The organism is Bradyrhizobium sp. HKCCYLRH1034, from assembly GCF_051168375.1.
Taxonomy (GTDB): Bacteria; Pseudomonadota; Alphaproteobacteria; order Rhizobiales; family Xanthobacteraceae; genus Bradyrhizobium.
The window spans coordinates 200,458-215,216 of the sequence record NZ_JBNPUW010000001.1 but is presented as its reverse complement, the minus strand read 5'-3'; the positions used below and the strand labels follow the sequence as shown (position 1 = coordinate 215,216).

At 66.3% G+C, this 14,759-nt stretch carries 15 protein-coding genes; 14 read left to right on the top strand and 1 reads right to left on the bottom strand.

Features of this window, described 5'->3' with window-relative positions; all coding sequences use genetic code 11:
* The first annotated feature begins 1 nt into the window (after window position 1).
* The 14 genes from ACQR0W_RS00965 to ACQR0W_RS00900 all read left to right on the top strand — a co-directional run bounded on the left by ACQR0W_RS00965 (window position 2) and on the right by ACQR0W_RS00900 (window position 14,287).
* Window positions 2-1,207, top strand: coding sequence for a vWA domain-containing protein (locus tag ACQR0W_RS00965; protein WP_434840567.1), 1,206 nt, complete (start codon window positions 2-4; stop codon window positions 1,205-1,207).
* A 13-nt stretch (window positions 1,208-1,220) separates the two neighbouring features.
* On the top strand, window positions 1,221-1,544 hold the full coding sequence (locus tag ACQR0W_RS00960; protein WP_315826273.1) for an XdhC family protein: 324 nt from the start codon (window positions 1,221-1,223) through the stop codon (window positions 1,542-1,544).
* Window positions 1,545-1,547: 3 nt separating this feature from the next.
* Window positions 1,548-2,249, top strand: coding sequence for an XdhC family protein (locus ACQR0W_RS00955; RefSeq protein WP_315826272.1), 702 nt, complete (start codon window positions 1,548-1,550; stop codon window positions 2,247-2,249).
* On the top strand, window positions 2,246-3,850 hold the full coding sequence (locus tag ACQR0W_RS00950) for a molybdopterin-binding/glycosyltransferase family 2 protein (RefSeq protein WP_316170285.1): 1,605 nt from the start codon (window positions 2,246-2,248) through the stop codon (window positions 3,848-3,850). The genes ACQR0W_RS00955 and ACQR0W_RS00950 overlap by 4 nt, the downstream gene beginning before the upstream one ends.
* Before the next feature lie 177 nt (window positions 3,851-4,027).
* A complete protein-coding gene (locus tag ACQR0W_RS00945; RefSeq protein ID WP_316170284.1) occupies window positions 4,028-4,432 on the top strand; it encodes a DUF4189 domain-containing protein in 405 nt (134 codons plus the stop codon).
* A 121-nt stretch (window positions 4,433-4,553) separates the two neighbouring features.
* Window positions 4,554-4,967 (top strand): DUF2000 family protein, encoded by a 414-nt coding sequence (locus ACQR0W_RS00940; protein ID WP_315826269.1) that lies wholly within the window; start codon window positions 4,554-4,556, stop codon window positions 4,965-4,967.
* Window positions 4,968-5,089: 122 nt separating this feature from the next.
* Window positions 5,090-6,115 carry an alcohol dehydrogenase AdhP gene (gene adhP, locus ACQR0W_RS00935; protein ID WP_316170283.1) on the top strand — a complete coding sequence of 342 codons (1,026 nt, stop codon included), beginning with the start codon at window positions 5,090-5,092 and terminating at the stop codon, window positions 6,113-6,115.
* Between the two features lie 97 nt (window positions 6,116-6,212).
* A complete protein-coding gene (locus ACQR0W_RS00930) occupies window positions 6,213-7,493 on the top strand; it encodes an alpha-glucosidase/alpha-galactosidase (protein ID WP_316170282.1) in 1,281 nt (426 codons plus the stop codon).
* 114 nt (window positions 7,494-7,607) lie between these two features.
* Window positions 7,608-8,276 carry a TetR/AcrR family transcriptional regulator gene (locus tag ACQR0W_RS00925; protein WP_316170281.1) on the top strand — a complete coding sequence of 223 codons (669 nt, stop codon included), beginning with the start codon at window positions 7,608-7,610 and terminating at the stop codon, window positions 8,274-8,276.
* The gene (locus ACQR0W_RS00920) at window positions 8,273-9,064 is read left to right on the top strand and encodes an HlyD family secretion protein (protein ID WP_316170280.1); all 792 of its coding nucleotides are present in this window, start codon (window positions 8,273-8,275) and stop codon (window positions 9,062-9,064) included. Before ACQR0W_RS00925 ends, ACQR0W_RS00920 begins: the two co-directional genes overlap by 4 nt.
* Window positions 9,061-9,999 (top strand): ABC transporter ATP-binding protein, encoded by a 939-nt coding sequence (locus ACQR0W_RS00915; protein ID WP_315749378.1) that lies wholly within the window; start codon window positions 9,061-9,063, stop codon window positions 9,997-9,999. Before ACQR0W_RS00920 ends, ACQR0W_RS00915 begins: the two co-directional genes overlap by 4 nt.
* Window positions 9,996-11,153 carry an ABC transporter permease gene (locus ACQR0W_RS00910; protein WP_316170279.1) on the top strand — a complete coding sequence of 386 codons (1,158 nt, stop codon included), beginning with the start codon at window positions 9,996-9,998 and terminating at the stop codon, window positions 11,151-11,153. The genes ACQR0W_RS00915 and ACQR0W_RS00910 overlap by 4 nt, the downstream gene beginning before the upstream one ends.
* Window positions 11,154-11,192: 39 nt before the next feature.
* Window positions 11,193-12,509, top strand: a complete 1,317-nt coding sequence (locus ACQR0W_RS00905; RefSeq protein ID WP_316170278.1) for an adenylate/guanylate cyclase domain-containing protein — start codon at window positions 11,193-11,195, stop codon at window positions 12,507-12,509.
* A 92-nt stretch (window positions 12,510-12,601) separates the two neighbouring features.
* Window positions 12,602-14,287: a tannase/feruloyl esterase family alpha/beta hydrolase gene (locus tag ACQR0W_RS00900; RefSeq protein WP_316170277.1), complete on the top strand. Its 1,686-nt coding sequence runs from the start codon at window positions 12,602-12,604 to the stop codon at window positions 14,285-14,287.
* Window positions 14,288-14,291: 4 nt separating this feature from the next.
* Here ACQR0W_RS00900 and ACQR0W_RS00895 read toward each other — a convergent pair whose 3' ends face one another.
* A complete protein-coding gene (locus ACQR0W_RS00895) occupies window positions 14,292-14,753 on the bottom strand; it encodes a DUF488 domain-containing protein (RefSeq protein ID WP_316170276.1) in 462 nt (153 codons plus the stop codon).
* Between the last annotated feature and the right edge of the window lie 6 nt (window positions 14,754-14,759).

Sequence of the window (14,759 nt, the reverse complement as noted above, 5' to 3'; positions counted from 1 at the left end):
CGTGCCCACAAGCATCAATCACCTCGCGCCGCCAACCGGCGGCATCGCCGACAACATCGCGGGCTTTGCGCGGGCGCTGCGTGCCGCCGGCCTGCCGGTCGGTCCGGGTGCCGTGATCGACGCGATGACCGCGCTCGAGGTCATCGACATCGGCAAGCGTGCGGACGTCTTCACCACGCTCGAATCGATCTTCGTCAAGCGCCACGAGCATGCGCTGATCTTCTCTCAGGCCTTCGACCTGTTCTTCCGCCCGGCCGAGGAGTGGAAGTCGATGCTCGATTCGGTGCCGCTGCCGGATCACGCCAAGAAGAAGCCGCCGCCGGCCTCGCGCCGGGTCCAGGAGGCGATGTCGCAGCCGCAGACCCATGAGGAGCCGAAGGCGCAGGAGCAGGACCTGCGGCTCGCGGTGTCCGACCGCGAGGTGCTGCAGAAGAAGGACTTTGCGCAGATGAGCGCGGCGGAGATCGCCGAGGTTGCGCGCGCCATCGCCAAGATGCGGCTCCCGCAGGCCGAGCTGAAGACCCGCCGCCACACCGCCGATCCGCGCGGCCGTCGCATCGACATGCGCAAGACGCTGCGTCAGGCGCTGCGCACCGAAGGCGAGATCATCAACTTTCATCGCTTGGGGAGAATCGAGAAGCCGGCGCCGATCGTGGCCTTGCTCGACATCTCCGGCTCGATGAGCGAGTACACCCGCCTGTTCCTGCATTTCCTCCACGCCATCACCGACGCGCGCAAGCGCGTCTCGGTGTTCCTGTTCGGCACGAGGCTGACCAACGTGACCCGGGCGCTGCGCCAGCGCGATCCCGACGAGGCGCTGGCGAGCTGCTCGGCCAATGTCGAGGACTGGGCCGGCGGGACCCGGATCGCCACCTCGCTGCAGACCTTCAACAAGCAGTGGGCGCGCCGCGTGCTCGGGCAGGGCGCGATCGTGCTGTTGATCTCCGACGGGCTGGAGCGCGAGGCCGACAGCAAGCTTGCCTTCGAGATGGACCGGCTGCACCGCTCCTGCCGGCGGCTGATCTGGCTCAATCCGCTGCTGCGCTATTCCGGCTTCGAGGCGAAGGCGCAGGGCATCAAAACCATGCTGCCCCACGTTGACGAATTCCGCCCGGTACATAACTTGACTTCGATCGAGACGCTGATCTCGGAGCTGTCGTCGCCGCTGCCGCCCCACCAGCGCAGCGCGATCCGGCCCGCCGCCTGAGAGGGAGATGACCATGCTCAACCGCGACGAAGACATCCTCAGGGCCGCCGAGGACTGGCACAAATCCGGTCACGGCGTGGCGCTCGCCACCGTGGTCGAGACCTGGGGCTCGGCGCCGCGCCCGGTCGGGTCCAACCTCGTGATCAACGACGAGGGCACGTTCTTAGGGTCCGTGTCCGGCGGCTGCGTGGAGGGCGCTGTCGTTACCGAGGCGCTCGACGTGATCACCAGCGGCCAGCCCAAGATGCTGGAGTTCGGCGTCGCCGACGAGACGGCCTGGAATGTCGGGCTGTCCTGCGGCGGCACCATCCGCGTGTTCGTCGAGAAGGTGGGTTGATCCATGCAGCCTGCAACGCTGGCCGAACTGAACGCCGAGCGTGCCGCGCGTCGCCCGGCGATTCTCGTCACCGACGTCGGCTCCGGGGCGCAGCGCCTGGTCAGGGCCGCCGCCATCGCCACCGATCCGCTGCGCAACGAGCTGTCGACCCATCTGCGTATGGGCAAGAGCGGCATGGTCGAGGTGGACGGCAAGCGGCTGTTCCTGAACGTCTACGCGCCGACGGCCAAGCTCGTGATCGTCGGCGCCGTCCATATCAGCCAGGCGTTGGCGCCGATCGCCAAGTCGCTGGGCTATGACGTCACCGTCGTCGATCCGCGCACGGCTTTCGCCAGCCCCGAGCGCTTCCCTGACGTGCCGCTGATCGCCGAATGGCCCGACGTGGCGCTGCCCCCGCTCAACGTCGATCACTACACCGCCTTTGTCGCGCTGACGCATGATCCGAAGATCGACGATCCGGCGCTGCTGCACGCCTTCTCGCGCGACTGCTTCTATATCGGCGCGCTCGGCTCGCGGAAGACGCACGCCAAGCGCGGTGATCGGCTGCGCGCGCAGGGCGCCAGCGATGCCGACATTGCCCGCATCCATGCGCCGATCGGGCTCGCCATCGGCGCGGTGTCGCCGTCGGAGATCGCGGTCTCGATCATGGCCGAGATCACCGCCACGTTGCGGCTGCCGGCCAAGGAGAAAGAGCAGGCGGCATGAAGTTCGGTCCTGCCAGTCCAGCCGAGGCGATCGGCGGGGTGACGGTGCACACCCTGCGCAAAGGATCATTGGTGCTGAAGAAGGGCACGCTGATCGGTCCCGCGGAGGTCGAGGCGCTGGTCCGGGAAGGCGTCAAGGAGATCGTCGTCGTCCGGCTCGAGGCCGGCGACGTCTCCGAGGACGAGGCGGCCGCCGACGTCGCCAAGGTCGTCGCCGGCGCGGGCATTCACGTCGATCGCGCCTTCACCGGGCGCGCCAATCTGTTCGCGGCGCAGGCCGGCGTGCTGATGATCGACCGCGCCGCGGTCGAGCGCATCAACGGCGTCGACGAGGCCATCACCTTTGCGACCCTGCCGGCGTTCAAGCCGGTGGTCGAAGGCGAGATGGTCGGCACCGTCAAGCTGATCCCGTTCGGCGTCGAAGGCCGCCTGCGCGATGTCGCCGTCGCGGCGGCGGGCAGGGGCGCGCTCAGCATCGCCTCCTATGTGATCAAGCGCGTCGGCGTGGTCTCGACGCTTCTTCCGGGGCTCGCACCCAAGGTCATCGACAAGACGCTGCGCGTCACCGCAGAGCGGCTCGCACCGGCCGGCGCCACCATCATCGCCGAGCGCCGCGTGCCGCATGAGCAGGCCGCGCTGGCTGCTGCGATCAGGGAGTTGTTGGCGCTGGGCGCCGAGCTCGTCATCGTGTTCGGCGCGTCCGCCATCGCCGACCGCCGCGACGTCATTCCAGCCGCAATCACCGGCATCGGCGGTGCCATCGAGCATTTCGGCATGCCGGTCGATCCCGGCAATCTGCTCTTGATCGGCAATGCCGGCGGTGTGCCGGTGCTCGGCGCGCCCGGCTGCGCCCGTTCGCCGGCGGAGAACGGTTTTGACTGGGTGCTGATGCGGCTGCTCGCCGGCATCAAGGTCAGCCGCGCCGAGCTCACGGCCATGGGCGTGGGTGGCCTCCTCATGGAGATCGTGACGCGGCCGCAGCCGCGCGCCAAGCCGGAGGTCGAGGGCGAACGCAAGGTAGCCGCCGTCGTGCTCGCCGCCGGACGCTCGACCCGCATGGGAGGGCCGAACAAGCTGCTGGCCGAGCTCGACGGCAAGAAGCTGGTGCGCATCGTGACCGAGCAGGCGCTGGCCTCCAAGGCCGGTGAGGTCATCGTCGTCACCGGTCATCAGGCCGAGCTGGTCGAACAGGCGCTGTCCGACCTCAACGTCCGCTTCGTCCGCAACCCGGATTTCGCCGGCGGCCTCGCCAGCTCGGTGAAATCGGGCATTGCCGCGGTGCCTGAGGGCGTCGATGGCGCGGTGGTGTGCCTGGGTGACATGCCGATGGTGTCCTCGGATCTGCTCGACCGCCTGATCGGCGCGTTCGCGCCCGATCGCGGCAATTTGATCGTGGTGCCTGTGTCCGAGGGACGCCGCGGCAACCCCGTGCTGTGGTCGCGCCGCTTCTTCGCCGAGCTGATGACGCTGGACGGCGATGTCGGCGCGCGGCACCTGATCGCCAAGCACACCGAGGCTGTCGCCGAGGTGCCGGTCGACGGTGACAGTGCATTTCTCGACATCGACACGCCGCAGGCGCTGGAAGCCGCGCGGCGCGGTTGAAGCCCGTAGCCCGCATGAGCGTAAGCGACATGCGGGTTCACCGACGCCGTGCGTGAGAGCCCGCATGTCGACTACGCTCATGCGGGCTACGACTTCCCTCCGACTCAACCTCTCATTCACCAAGTTTCAACGACCCCCGGCTAGATTTGCCGACATTGGGCCTCGGGGGAGGAGAGAGTGATCATTTCGACCGCCGCGCGACGTTTCGCGCTGTTTGCATTTGGACTGACCGTGGTCGTTGGTGCCACGCGCATCGCAGACACCAGCGCTATCAGCCCGGCGCATGCGGCCGGCGCGTTCGCCATTGGCCAGTGCGCCGCCTATGGCCAGGCGTTCGACTATCCGGCGGAGCATCTCGCCAAGGCCGCGGCGCTCAAGCAGTGCAAGGGCGACTGCACCGCGGTGACGATGAAGAAGGCCTGCGCGGCGTTCGCGGTCGATCTCACCAATCCCTGCGGCGCCCACGGCTATGCTGTTCGGCCGACGATCTCGACCTCGCTCAACGAAGCGACCCGGGAATGCTACAAATATGGCGGCAAGGAATGCGTCATCCGCGCCTGGGTCTGCGACGCCAAGGGTTGATTGGAGTCTGATGATCTCATCGGCTCGGCTGGGGTTCCACGTCCGCTTTCATTTCGATGCTTCACCCCGAGAACGGCTCGGCTATTCTCGGCGTTCGATGACATCGAACCCTGGAAGTGGCATGCAATTCGACACCAAGATCGCGCTGATCATCCGCAACGATCTCGAGGCCTGGCAGAAGCTCAACGTCGCGGCGTTTCTTTCCAGCGGCATCGCCGCGGCATTTCCCGAATGCATCGGCGCACCTTATGAGGACGGCTCGGCAACCCTGTATCACGCGTTGATCGGACAGCCGATCCTGATCTACGGCGCGCCGGATCGTGCGGCGCTGGCGCGTGCTCTGGATCGGGCGCTGTCGCGCAGCGTGAAGCCGGCGCTCTACACCGAGGACATGTTCAAGACCGCGCATGACGAGGCCAACCGTGATGCCGTGAAGGCGGTGGCGCGCACCGATCTCAATCTGGTGGGATTGGCGTTTCGTGCGGAGCGCAGGGTGGTCGACAAGGTCGTCGACGGACTCAAATTTCACGCCTGACAGCCATGGGCACATTGCGCTGTCATCAAACTGTTACTTCATGCAGCGGCGCGGATTGATGCCGATCAAGCCCGGAATACGCCGACGTCGTTAGTTTGCGCCGCGACATGAGGAGCAGACAGATGCAGACCATGAAAGCCGCCGTCGTCAAAGCCTTCGGCAAGCCGCTCGACATCGAGGACGTTCCGATTCCTGTGCCGGGACCCGGCGAGCTTCTGGTCAGGGTGAAGGCGTGCGGCGTCTGCCACACCGACCTTCACGCCGCCTCCGGCGATTGGCCGGTGAAGCCGGTGCCGCCATTCATCCCAGGACACGAGGCGGCCGGGATCGTCGCGGCGCTCGGGCCCGGGGTCACCGACTTCAAGGTCGGCGACGCCGTGGGCGTGGCGTGGCTGCACGATGCCTGCCTGCGCTGCGAGTATTGCGAGACCGGCTGGGAGACCTTGTGCGAGCACCAGCACAACACCGGCTACAGCGTGAATGGCGGCTTTGCCGAATACGTGATCGCATCCGCGGCGTTCGCTGCGCGTCTGCCGGCCAATGTGGATTTCGCCAGGATCGCGCCGATCCTCTGCGCCGGCGTCACCACCTACAAGGGTTTGAAGGAGACCGACGCGCGGCCGGGCGAGTGGGTGGTGGTCTCCGGCGTCGGCGGCCTCGGTCATGTTGCAATCCAGTATGCGAAGGCGATGGGGCTGAAGGCGATCGGTCTCGACATCGCCGAGGACAAGCTGAAACTCGCGCTGCAGGCCGGCGCCGAACATGCCGTCAACGCGCTCGACAAGGATGCCGTGGCGCAGGTGATCGCAATCACCGGCGGCGGCGCTCATGGCGTGCTGGTCACTGCGGTGTCGACACCGGCTTTTGCCCAGGCGCTGCACATGGTCCGCCGCAAGGGGACGGTCAGCCTCGTCGGCTTGCCGCCGGGCGAATTCCCGACACCGATCTTCGATGTCGTGCTGAAGCGCATCACCGTGCGCGGCTCGATCGTCGGCACCAGGCGTGATCTCGACGAAGCCATCGCGTTCGCCGCGGACGGCAAGGTGACGGCCGAGGTGACCACGGCGCCATTGTCGGAGATCAACACCGTCTTCGACCGCATGAAGGCCGGCAAGATCGACGGTCGCGTGGTGCTCGACTTCGGCTGATCGCAAGACCGATCGACGGCGCCGCCGTGCCGAACATTGGGGCGGCGGTTTGATCTGGATCAGGAATGAAGACGCGCGGCGCTGGCACAAATTGCTCATGGCAGCCGTCACCAAGATCGTCTTCCTCGGCGCGAGCAGCGCGTCCTTTGGACTCAGCGTGTTCCGGGACCTGTTCTCGACGCACGATCTCGCGGGTTCGACGCTCGTGCTGGTCGGCCGCGACCCGATCCGGCTTGCCCGGTCGGAAGCACTGGCCCGGCTGCTCAACGACCTCTCCGGCGCCGGCCTTAAGATCGAAGCGACCACGGATTGGCGCGCGGCGTTCGACGGCGCCGGCTTCGTGATCCATGCCACCGCGATCGACCGCAACCGCCTGTGGAAGCTCGATTTCGAGGTGCCGCGCAAATACGGCATCCGTCACACGCTGGGCGAGAATGGCGGGCCGGGCGCATTGTTCTTCACGCTCCGCACCTTGCCGGTCGTATTCGACTTCGTGCGCGAGATGGAGCGGCGCTGTCCGGACGCGCTGTTCATCAACTTCTCCAATCCCGAGAGCCGCATCATCCTCGCGCTGGGGCTTCACAGCCGCCTCGCGCATATCGGCCTGTGCCACGGCATCTTCATCGCGCGCAGCCAGGTGGCTTCCATTCTGGGACTGGCCGAGGAGCGCGTGGACGTGTGGGGCGCCGGGCTCAACCATTTCCAATGTCTCGTGCAGATCCGGGATCGCGACACCGGGGCCGATCTCTATCCACTACTCCGCGAAAAGGCTGGGAGCCACGACCCCAAGGTCGCGCCGCTGACGCGGGCGCTGTTGCGCGACTTCGGCTTCTGGCTGGGCTGCGGCGACAGCCATGTCGGCGAGTATCTCGCCTATGGCTGGGAAGCGGGCGAGAGCGGGTACGACTTCGCCTGGGACGAGGCGGAGCGGGCCAAGCTGATCCGGCAGATCGACGAGGTCCTGGCGGGCAAAGCCGGCATGCCGGACTGGTGGCGAATGCCGTCCGGAGAGCGCGCGGTCACCGTGATCGGCTCGGTGCTGCACGATCGGAAGCAGGTCATCGAGTCCGGCGTCGTTCTGAACCGTCACGTCATTCCCAACCTGGCTGCCGAGGCCGCCGTCGAAGTGCCCGTTGTCGCCGATCGCGTCGGTATCCATCCGGTGTCGCTGGGCCCGCTTCCAGATGCAGTCGCCAAGCTGATGTCGGTCCAGGTTCAGGTTCAGCAACTGGCGGTGCAGGCGGCCATGACCGCCTCCAAGGATCTCGCGCTGCAGGCGCTGCTCATCGATCCCGTCGTCAACTCGGCGGCCGCCGCGCGCCAGATCGTGGACGAGCTCTGGGAGGTCAATCGGCCTTACATCAGGTCCTGTGCGTGATCGCGCCGACTTCGTCTGAAGACGGGGCCGCGCGGTCGGGTAGGGCTCCTGACCCGCGCCGACGGATCTGCGAGGCCTCTTTACAATGACTGACTAGTCAGTCATAATGACTTAATGTCGAAGCCGTCGAAATTGTCCGAGCGCAGAGTTCAGGCCGTCAAGCCAGCGGGAGCTGGCGCGTCGCGCCGGGCGGATCGCTCCGCCGAGCGCCGCGCGGCGATCGTGCAGGCGGCGATGGACGAGTTCATCGCCCGAGGCTTCGCGGCGACGCGGCTGGACGACGTCGCCAAGCGGGCCGGGGTCGCCAAGGGGACGATCTATCTTCACTTCAAGGACAAGGAATCGATGTTCGAGGAATTGATCCGGACCGCGATTGTGCCCTTCGTCGGCCGTCTTGCGGCGCCGCCGCCGGCCGGCGGCTCGGTGCGCGACATGGTCGAGGCGTTGGCGCGCATGTTCCTGCAGGAGGTCGCCGGCACCCGGCGGGCCGATCTCGTCCGGCTCATCATCGCGGAAGGGCCGCGCTTTCCGGCCATTGCCGATTTCTATTATCGCGAGGTCGTCTCCCGCGGTCTCGCGGCCATGCGCGCGCTGATCCAGTTGGCGATCACGCGCGGCGAGATCCGCGAGCCCAAGCTGGTGCAACACCCGCAATTGATGATCGCGCCAATGATGGTCGCGGTGCTGTGGAAGAGCCTGTTCGAGCGACATGCGCCGCTCGACGCCGAAGCGATGCTGCAGACCCATCTCGATCTGATCTTTGGCGCGAGGAGGCCGACATGAGTCTGCTGCACTGCCTTGCCGTGCTGGTCACGGCCTTCACGTTCAACGGCTGCAAGGAGACGCGCGATCCCGGCTATCAAGGCTGGGTCGAGGCCGACATGATCTTCGTCAGCCCGGACGAAGCGGGTCGGATCACGAAGCTGAACGTGCATGAGGGCGACGTGGTCAAGGTCGGCGATCCGCTCTATTCGGTCGACGACGATCTGCAGCAGGCCGATCTCAACCAGAGCAAGGCGACGCTGGCCAACGCGCAGCAGACCTATGACCGCGCCGCGGCCCTGAGCAAGACGGGCGCGGGGACACAGGCGACGCTCGACTCCGCCGTTTCGGCGCTGCGCGTCGCCGAGGCCCATCTCGTGACCTCGCAGACGCGGCTGGCACGGCGCAAGGGCGTGGCGCCGGTCGCGGGCACCATCCAGCAGATCTACTTCCGCGAGGGCGAGATGGTCGCGGCGCAACGGCCGGTGCTGTCGATCATGCCGCCGGGCAACATGAAGCTGCGCTTCTACGTGTCCGAGCCTGATCTGCCGAAGCTCGCGATCGGTGACGAGGTCCGCGTCACATGCGACAATTGTGCTGATGATCTGACGGCCAGAATCTATTTCCTCGCGACCTCGGCGGAATACACGCCGCCGGTGATCTACAGCCTCGATGAGCGCAACAAGCTCGTCTATCTGATCCAGGCGCGGCCGTCGCGGCCGGATGCGCTGCGCGTCGGCCAGCCGGTCAGCATCTATCCGCATTCCAGGACGCCTGATCCGAAGACCCCGGTGGCGGACAAGCAATGAACGGAACGGGTCCCGCCGAGATCGCGATCGACGTCCAGGGATTGACCAAGTCCTTCGACGGCCGCGAGGTCGTGCATGATCTGTCGATGCAAGTGAAGCGCGGCTCGATCTACGGCTTTCTCGGCCCGAACGGCTCGGGCAAGACCACGACCATCCGGATGCTGTGCGGCCTGCTGACACCCGACGGCGGCGAGGGCACCTGCCTCGGCTTCGACATCCGTCGCGACGCCGACAAGATCAAGCGCCGGGTGGGCTACATGACGCAGCGCTTCAGCCTCTATCAGGACCTCTCGGTGCGGGAGAACCTCGAATTCGTGGCGCGCCTCTATGGCATGTCCGATCCGCGCCGGGCCGCGCGCGACATGGTGCAGCGGCTCGGGCTTGCCGGCCGCGAGCGGCAGCTCGCCGGCGAGTTGTCGGGCGGCTGGAAGCAGCGGCTGGCGCTCGGGGCCTGCACCCTGCCGAATCCGCAACTGCTGCTGCTCGACGAGCCCACCGCCGGGGTCGATCCCAAGGCGCGGCGCGACTTCTGGAACGAGATCCATGCGCTCGCCGGCGAAGGGCTGACCGTGCTGGTCTCGACCCACTACATGGACGAGGCCGAGCGCTGTCACGAGATCGCCTATATCGCCTATGGTCATCTGCTGGTGCACGGCACCGTCTCGGAGGTGATCGCGCAATCGGCGCTCACCACGTATACGGTGAGCGGCGACGATCTGCGCGAGCTCGCGGCGGACCTCACCGGCAAGCCGGGGGTCGACATGGTGGCGCCGTTCGGCACCAGCCTGCACGTGTCCGGCCGCGACCGCGACGCGCTGGACGCTGCGATCGCGCCCTGGCGCGACAAGGCTGATCTGCACTGGCAGCCCGCCGCGCCCTCGCTCGAGGACGTCTTCATCGACCTGATGAACCGTTCACGGGACAATTTCCAATGAGCGACGCAGCCGTCCATCACGCGTCTTCCGAGCCGCGCTTCGGCTTCTGGCGGCGCACCTACGCGATGCTGGTCAAGGAGTTCATCCAGCTCAAGCGCGACCGGGTCTCGTTTGCGATGATCGTGATGATCCCGGTGATGCAACTGATGTTGTTCGGCTACGCGATCAACACCACGCCGCATCATCTGCCGGCGGCGGTGCTGCTGCAGGAGGACAGCGATCTCGGCCGCTCGATCCTGAAGGCGATGGAGAACACCGCCTATTTCCGCTTCACCCGGGAGGTCAGCAGCGTCGCCGAGTTCGACGATCTCCTGCTGTCCGGCGAGGTCCTGTTCGGCGTCGAGATCCCGCGCGGCTTCGAGCGCGCGGTCCGCCGCGGCGACCGGCCGGCCTTGCTCGTTGCGGCCGACGCGACCGATCCGGTCGCGGCGTCATCGGCGCTGTCCTCGCTCGGCATGATCGTGCAGACCGCGCTCGCGCACGATCTCTACACCGGCAATCCCGTCACGACGCCGTTCGAGATCAGGGCCCACGCACGCTACAACCCGGCGGCCTCGTCGCGGCTCAACATCGTGCCGGGCCTCGTCGGCACCATCCTGACCATGACCATGCTGATCTTCACCGCGCTCTCGGTGACGCGCGAGATCGAGCGCGGCACGATGGAGAGCCTGCTGTCGATGCCGATCAAGCCGGTCGAGGTCATGCTCGGCAAGATCATCCCCTATGTGATGGTCGGCTTCCTGCAGGCGACGATCATCATCGGCATCGGCGTCCTGCTGTTCGGCGTTCCGATCATGGGCAACCTGCTGCTCTTGGCGCTGCTGTCGACGCTATTCATCGCGACCAACCTCTCGATCGGCTACACCTTCTCGACCCTGGCGCAGAACCAGCTGCAGGCAATGCAGCTCTCGATGATGTTCTTCCTGCCGAGCATCCTGTTGTCTGGATTCATGTTTCCCTTTCTCGGCATGCCGCAATGGGCGCAAGTGCTCGGTGAATGCCTGCCGCTGACGCACTATCTGCGGATCGTCCGCGCCATCATGCTGAAGGGCTCGACGCTCCAGAACCTGCAGCATGATACGATCGCCCTGTTCGGCCTCATGCTGTTCGCCATGACGGTCGCCGTCCTGCGCTTCCGCCGCACCCTCGATTGAGGCACAATGGCGGCCGGGAGCAGGAACGGCTGAGGCAAGATGCAGATCGTGGGAGGAGCAGGACAGGCGAACGAAGCGCCGGCCGGAGCGCCGGCCGAGTTCGACCAGGCGCTGATGCGTCAGACGTTGAACACCGAGCTGCTGCGGGTGAGGGCGCTGATCGCCACTGCGGCTCTGTTTCTCGTGATATCGGTGCTGGTCGAAATCTTCGAGCCCAAGATCTCGGAGTGGATCTGGCCGACCCGAACCGGGGTCCTCTACGTCTACGCGATCATCGTCGCATTCATCAGCTTCCAGACTCTCATCCTGTTCAGGATCAAGGCGGACATCCGCCACGGCTGGGACGTGCCGGTGATCTGGCGCTATGTCAGCGCCCTGGTCGAGACCTCGCTGCCAACGTTCGTCCTCATCCTGCAGATCGAGGGCATCGGCCACGACAAGGCGCTGGGCTTCGGCGCGCCGCTGGTCTATTTCATCTTCATCGTTCTCTCGACGCTTCGTCTCGATTTCTGGCTGTCGAGCTTCACCGGTCTGGTTGCTGCGGTGGAGCTGCTGGTGGTGGCGCTGTTCGACCGGCCTTCGATCGATCTCAGCCAGAATCCGGAGATCTATTATCACGGTGAGCGCAGCTTCATCATCCTGTTGTGCGGGATGCTCGCCGGTGCCGTCAGCGTGCAGCTGCGACGCCAGTTCGCGGCGAGCATCGAGGCCGCGTCGGCGCGCGACCGCGTCACGGATTTGTTTGGCCAGCACGTCTCGCCGCAGGTCGTCGAGCGCCTGATGAAGGAGGGGACGGCGGAGGCGCGCGACATCCACGAGGTCGCGGTGATGTTCGTCGACTTCCGCGGCTTCACCGCGGCGGCGCGGTCGAAGACGCCGCAGCAGGTTGTCGATCGTCTCGACGGAGCGTTCGCGGTGCTGGTGGAGATCCTCGAGCGTCATGGCGGCATCGTCAACAAATTCCTCGGCGATGGCTTCCTGGCGCTGTTCGGCGCGCCGTTCGAGGCGCGCGATGCCGCCGTGCAGGCGGTCATGGCTGCGCGCGAGATGGTGGCAGCGATGGAGCGCGTCAACGCATCGTCATCCTGGCAGCTCAGGATCGGGATCGGCATACATCTGGGCGAGGTGGTCGCCGGCAGCATCGGCTCGCCGCGGCGCAAAGAGTATACCGTCATCGGTGACACCGTGAACTTCGCCTCGCGGCTCGAGGCGCTGAACAAGGAGTTCGATTCGCAACTCCTGATCTCGAGCGAGGTGCGGCAGGCGGCCGGCGACGGGGCGCGCGACGCCGTCTTCCACGGCGCGGTGTCGGTGCGTGGCTACGACCGGCCGTTCGAGATCTGGCAATTGCACTGACGCAGGCGATACGGCGCGCGATGTCGGAGATTTACATTGGCTGGCCTCCGCGTTTAACTGCCCCCAACGAGAAGCATCATCAGGGGGAATGCATGATCCGAACCGGGGCGTCGTTTTTGGCCGCAGCAGGGATCTTGTGCGCAGCCGGGCTGGAGGCGGTGCGGGCTGAGGATGTTGCCTGCAGCAAGGTGACGGCCGAGGCGTTGAAGGTCCCCGGGCTGACCTTGACGGGATCGAAGCTGCAGGAGGCCGCCGACGGGCTGCCGCGGCATTGCATTCTCTCCGGCAAGGTCAACGAGCGCACCGGCGTCGATGGCCATGCCTATGCGATCCAGTTCGAGATCAGGCTGCCGGAGACCTGGAACGGCCGCTTCCTGCATCAGGTCAATGGCGGCAATGACGGCGTGGTGGTGCCGGCGCTCGGCGACAAGGCCGACGGTCTCGTCAGCGGCGGTGTGACGCCGCTCGCCCGCGGCTTTGCCGTGCTGTCGTCGGACAGCGGCCACTCCGGCAGCGATCCCGCCAACAAGCCGCGCGGGCTTGCGTCCGGCTCAGTCTTCGGGCTCGATCCGCAGGCGCGCCGCGACTACGGCTATTCGGCCGACATCACGCTGGCGCCGATCGCCAAGGCGATCATCTCGGCGCATTACGGCAGGAAGCCGGACTACTCCTACATCGCCGGCTGTTCCAATGGCGGCCGCCACACCATGGTGGCTGCCGAGCGCATGCCCGAGCAGTATGACGGCTTCCTGGTCGGCAATCCCGGCTTCAACCTGCCGCGCGCTGCCGTGCAGCACGCCTGGGACGTGCAGGCGCTGACCAAGGCCGATGTCGACATCCGCAAGTCGATCACGCGGGAGGATGCCAAGCTGATCGCTTCCAAGATCACGGAGGTCTGCGACGAGCTCGACGGCGCCAAGGACGGCCTCACGGCCAACCTGAAAGCCTGCCAGAAGGCGTTCAATTTCGACAGCCTGCGCTGCGCCGCTAGGGCGACCGAAGCCTGTCTGCCGGCCGCCAAGGTCGATGCCTTGAAGAAAGTCTTCGCGGGCCCCCACAATTCCAAGGGCGAGCCGCTGTATTCCGACTGGCCGGTGGATGGTGGCGTCGGCACCGGCAACTGGCGCGCCTGGAAGGTCGAAAGCCCGGTGGCGCCGTGGAACAACCTTCCGATCATTGCCACCATGGGCGGCGCCTCGCTCAACTACATCTTCTCGACGCCGCCGGTCGAGATCGAAGGCTCGCCCGACAAGCTCGTCGAGAAGCTGCAGACCTACGACTTCGACAAGGACGCGCCGAAGATCTACGCCAAGGAAGGTCCATTCACGGAGTCGGCGATGGACTTCATGGCCCCGCCCGCGGTCGATAACCCAACCTTGCCGGCGTTCCAGAACGGTGCCCGCAAGATGCTGATCTACCACGGCCAGGCTGATCCGGTGTTCTCAATCAACGACACGATCCGCTGGTATGAGAAGCTCAACGCCAACGTCCAGGGCAAGGCCGACGGTTTCGCGCGGCTGTTTGCGCTGCCCGGCGAGACCCATTGCGGCGGCGGCGTCACGCTGGAGAAATTCGATGCGCTGGGCGCGCTGATGGACTGGGTCGAGAAGGGCAAGGCGCCGGAGGCGATCACGGCCTCGGTCAATGCGGCCAACAAGGAGCTCCCATCGACATGGAGCCCGCAGCGGACGCGGCCGCTGTGCCCGTGGCCGAAATTCGCCAAGTATGTCGGCGGCGACGTCGAGCAGGCGTCATCCTTCACCTGCGCGGCGGAGTGAAACGTCAGACCTGCGGCGCGATCAGATTCTCGACTCGGACCTGGTCGCGCTCCTCGATGATCTCCGCGATCCATTGCCGGTGGCAATGAGCGTGGTCGCGCTCGTAGCAGAGCAGGCAAACGGGACCGGCGCTCTTCACGAGCGAGGCCAGCTCGTCCATCTGCTCCTTCGCCTGCGGCGTCTTCAGATGGGCGCTGTAGATCTTGTGCAGCGTGTCGTAGTGGCCGCTGCGGGCCGCCTCGCGGCCTTGCTTCGGCGTGCCGAGCCCGCGCAGGTGCACATAGCCGATGCCGCGCTCGTCCAGCCCGGCGGCGAGCTGGCTCTTGGAGAAGCCCGGCCGGCGCGAGGCCGCCACCGCGCGGACGTCGACCAGCAGCTTGACGCCGGCCGATTGCAGCTCGTCGAGGACGGCTTTGGCCGGCGTGTGCTCGTAGCCGATGGTGAACAGCGTCTTGCTCTTGGCCATCATGCG

What these genes read in the sequence shown, in the direction of transcription:
- ACQR0W_RS00960 (WP_315826273.1), top strand. Translation starts at nt 1,221, where the DNA reads ATGCTCAACCGCGACGAAGACATCCTCAGGGCCGCCGAGGACTGGCAC.
- ACQR0W_RS00955 (WP_315826272.1), top strand. Translation starts at nt 1,548, where the DNA reads ATGCAGCCTGCAACGCTGGCCGAACTGAACGCCGAGCGTGCCGCGCGT.
- ACQR0W_RS00950 (WP_316170285.1), top strand. Translation starts at nt 2,246, where the DNA reads ATGAAGTTCGGTCCTGCCAGTCCAGCCGAGGCGATCGGCGGGGTGACG.
- ACQR0W_RS00940 (WP_315826269.1), top strand. Translation starts at nt 4,554, where the DNA reads ATGCAATTCGACACCAAGATCGCGCTGATCATCCGCAACGATCTCGAG.
- adhP (WP_316170283.1), top strand. Translation starts at nt 5,090, where the DNA reads ATGCAGACCATGAAAGCCGCCGTCGTCAAAGCCTTCGGCAAGCCGCTC.
- ACQR0W_RS00930 (WP_316170282.1), top strand. Translation starts at nt 6,213, where the DNA reads ATGGCAGCCGTCACCAAGATCGTCTTCCTCGGCGCGAGCAGCGCGTCC.
- ACQR0W_RS00925 (WP_316170281.1), top strand. Translation starts at nt 7,608, where the DNA reads ATGTCGAAGCCGTCGAAATTGTCCGAGCGCAGAGTTCAGGCCGTCAAG.
- ACQR0W_RS00920 (WP_316170280.1), top strand. Translation starts at nt 8,273, where the DNA reads ATGAGTCTGCTGCACTGCCTTGCCGTGCTGGTCACGGCCTTCACGTTC.
- ACQR0W_RS00915 (WP_315749378.1), top strand. Translation starts at nt 9,061, where the DNA reads ATGAACGGAACGGGTCCCGCCGAGATCGCGATCGACGTCCAGGGATTG.
- ACQR0W_RS00910 (WP_316170279.1), top strand. Translation starts at nt 9,996, where the DNA reads ATGAGCGACGCAGCCGTCCATCACGCGTCTTCCGAGCCGCGCTTCGGC.
- ACQR0W_RS00905 (WP_316170278.1), top strand. Translation starts at nt 11,193, where the DNA reads ATGCAGATCGTGGGAGGAGCAGGACAGGCGAACGAAGCGCCGGCCGGA.
- ACQR0W_RS00900 (WP_316170277.1), top strand. Translation starts at nt 12,602, where the DNA reads ATGATCCGAACCGGGGCGTCGTTTTTGGCCGCAGCAGGGATCTTGTGC.
- ACQR0W_RS00895 (WP_316170276.1), bottom strand. Translation starts at nt 14,753, where the DNA reads ATGGCCAAGAGCAAGACGCTGTTCACCATCGGCTACGAGCACACGCCG.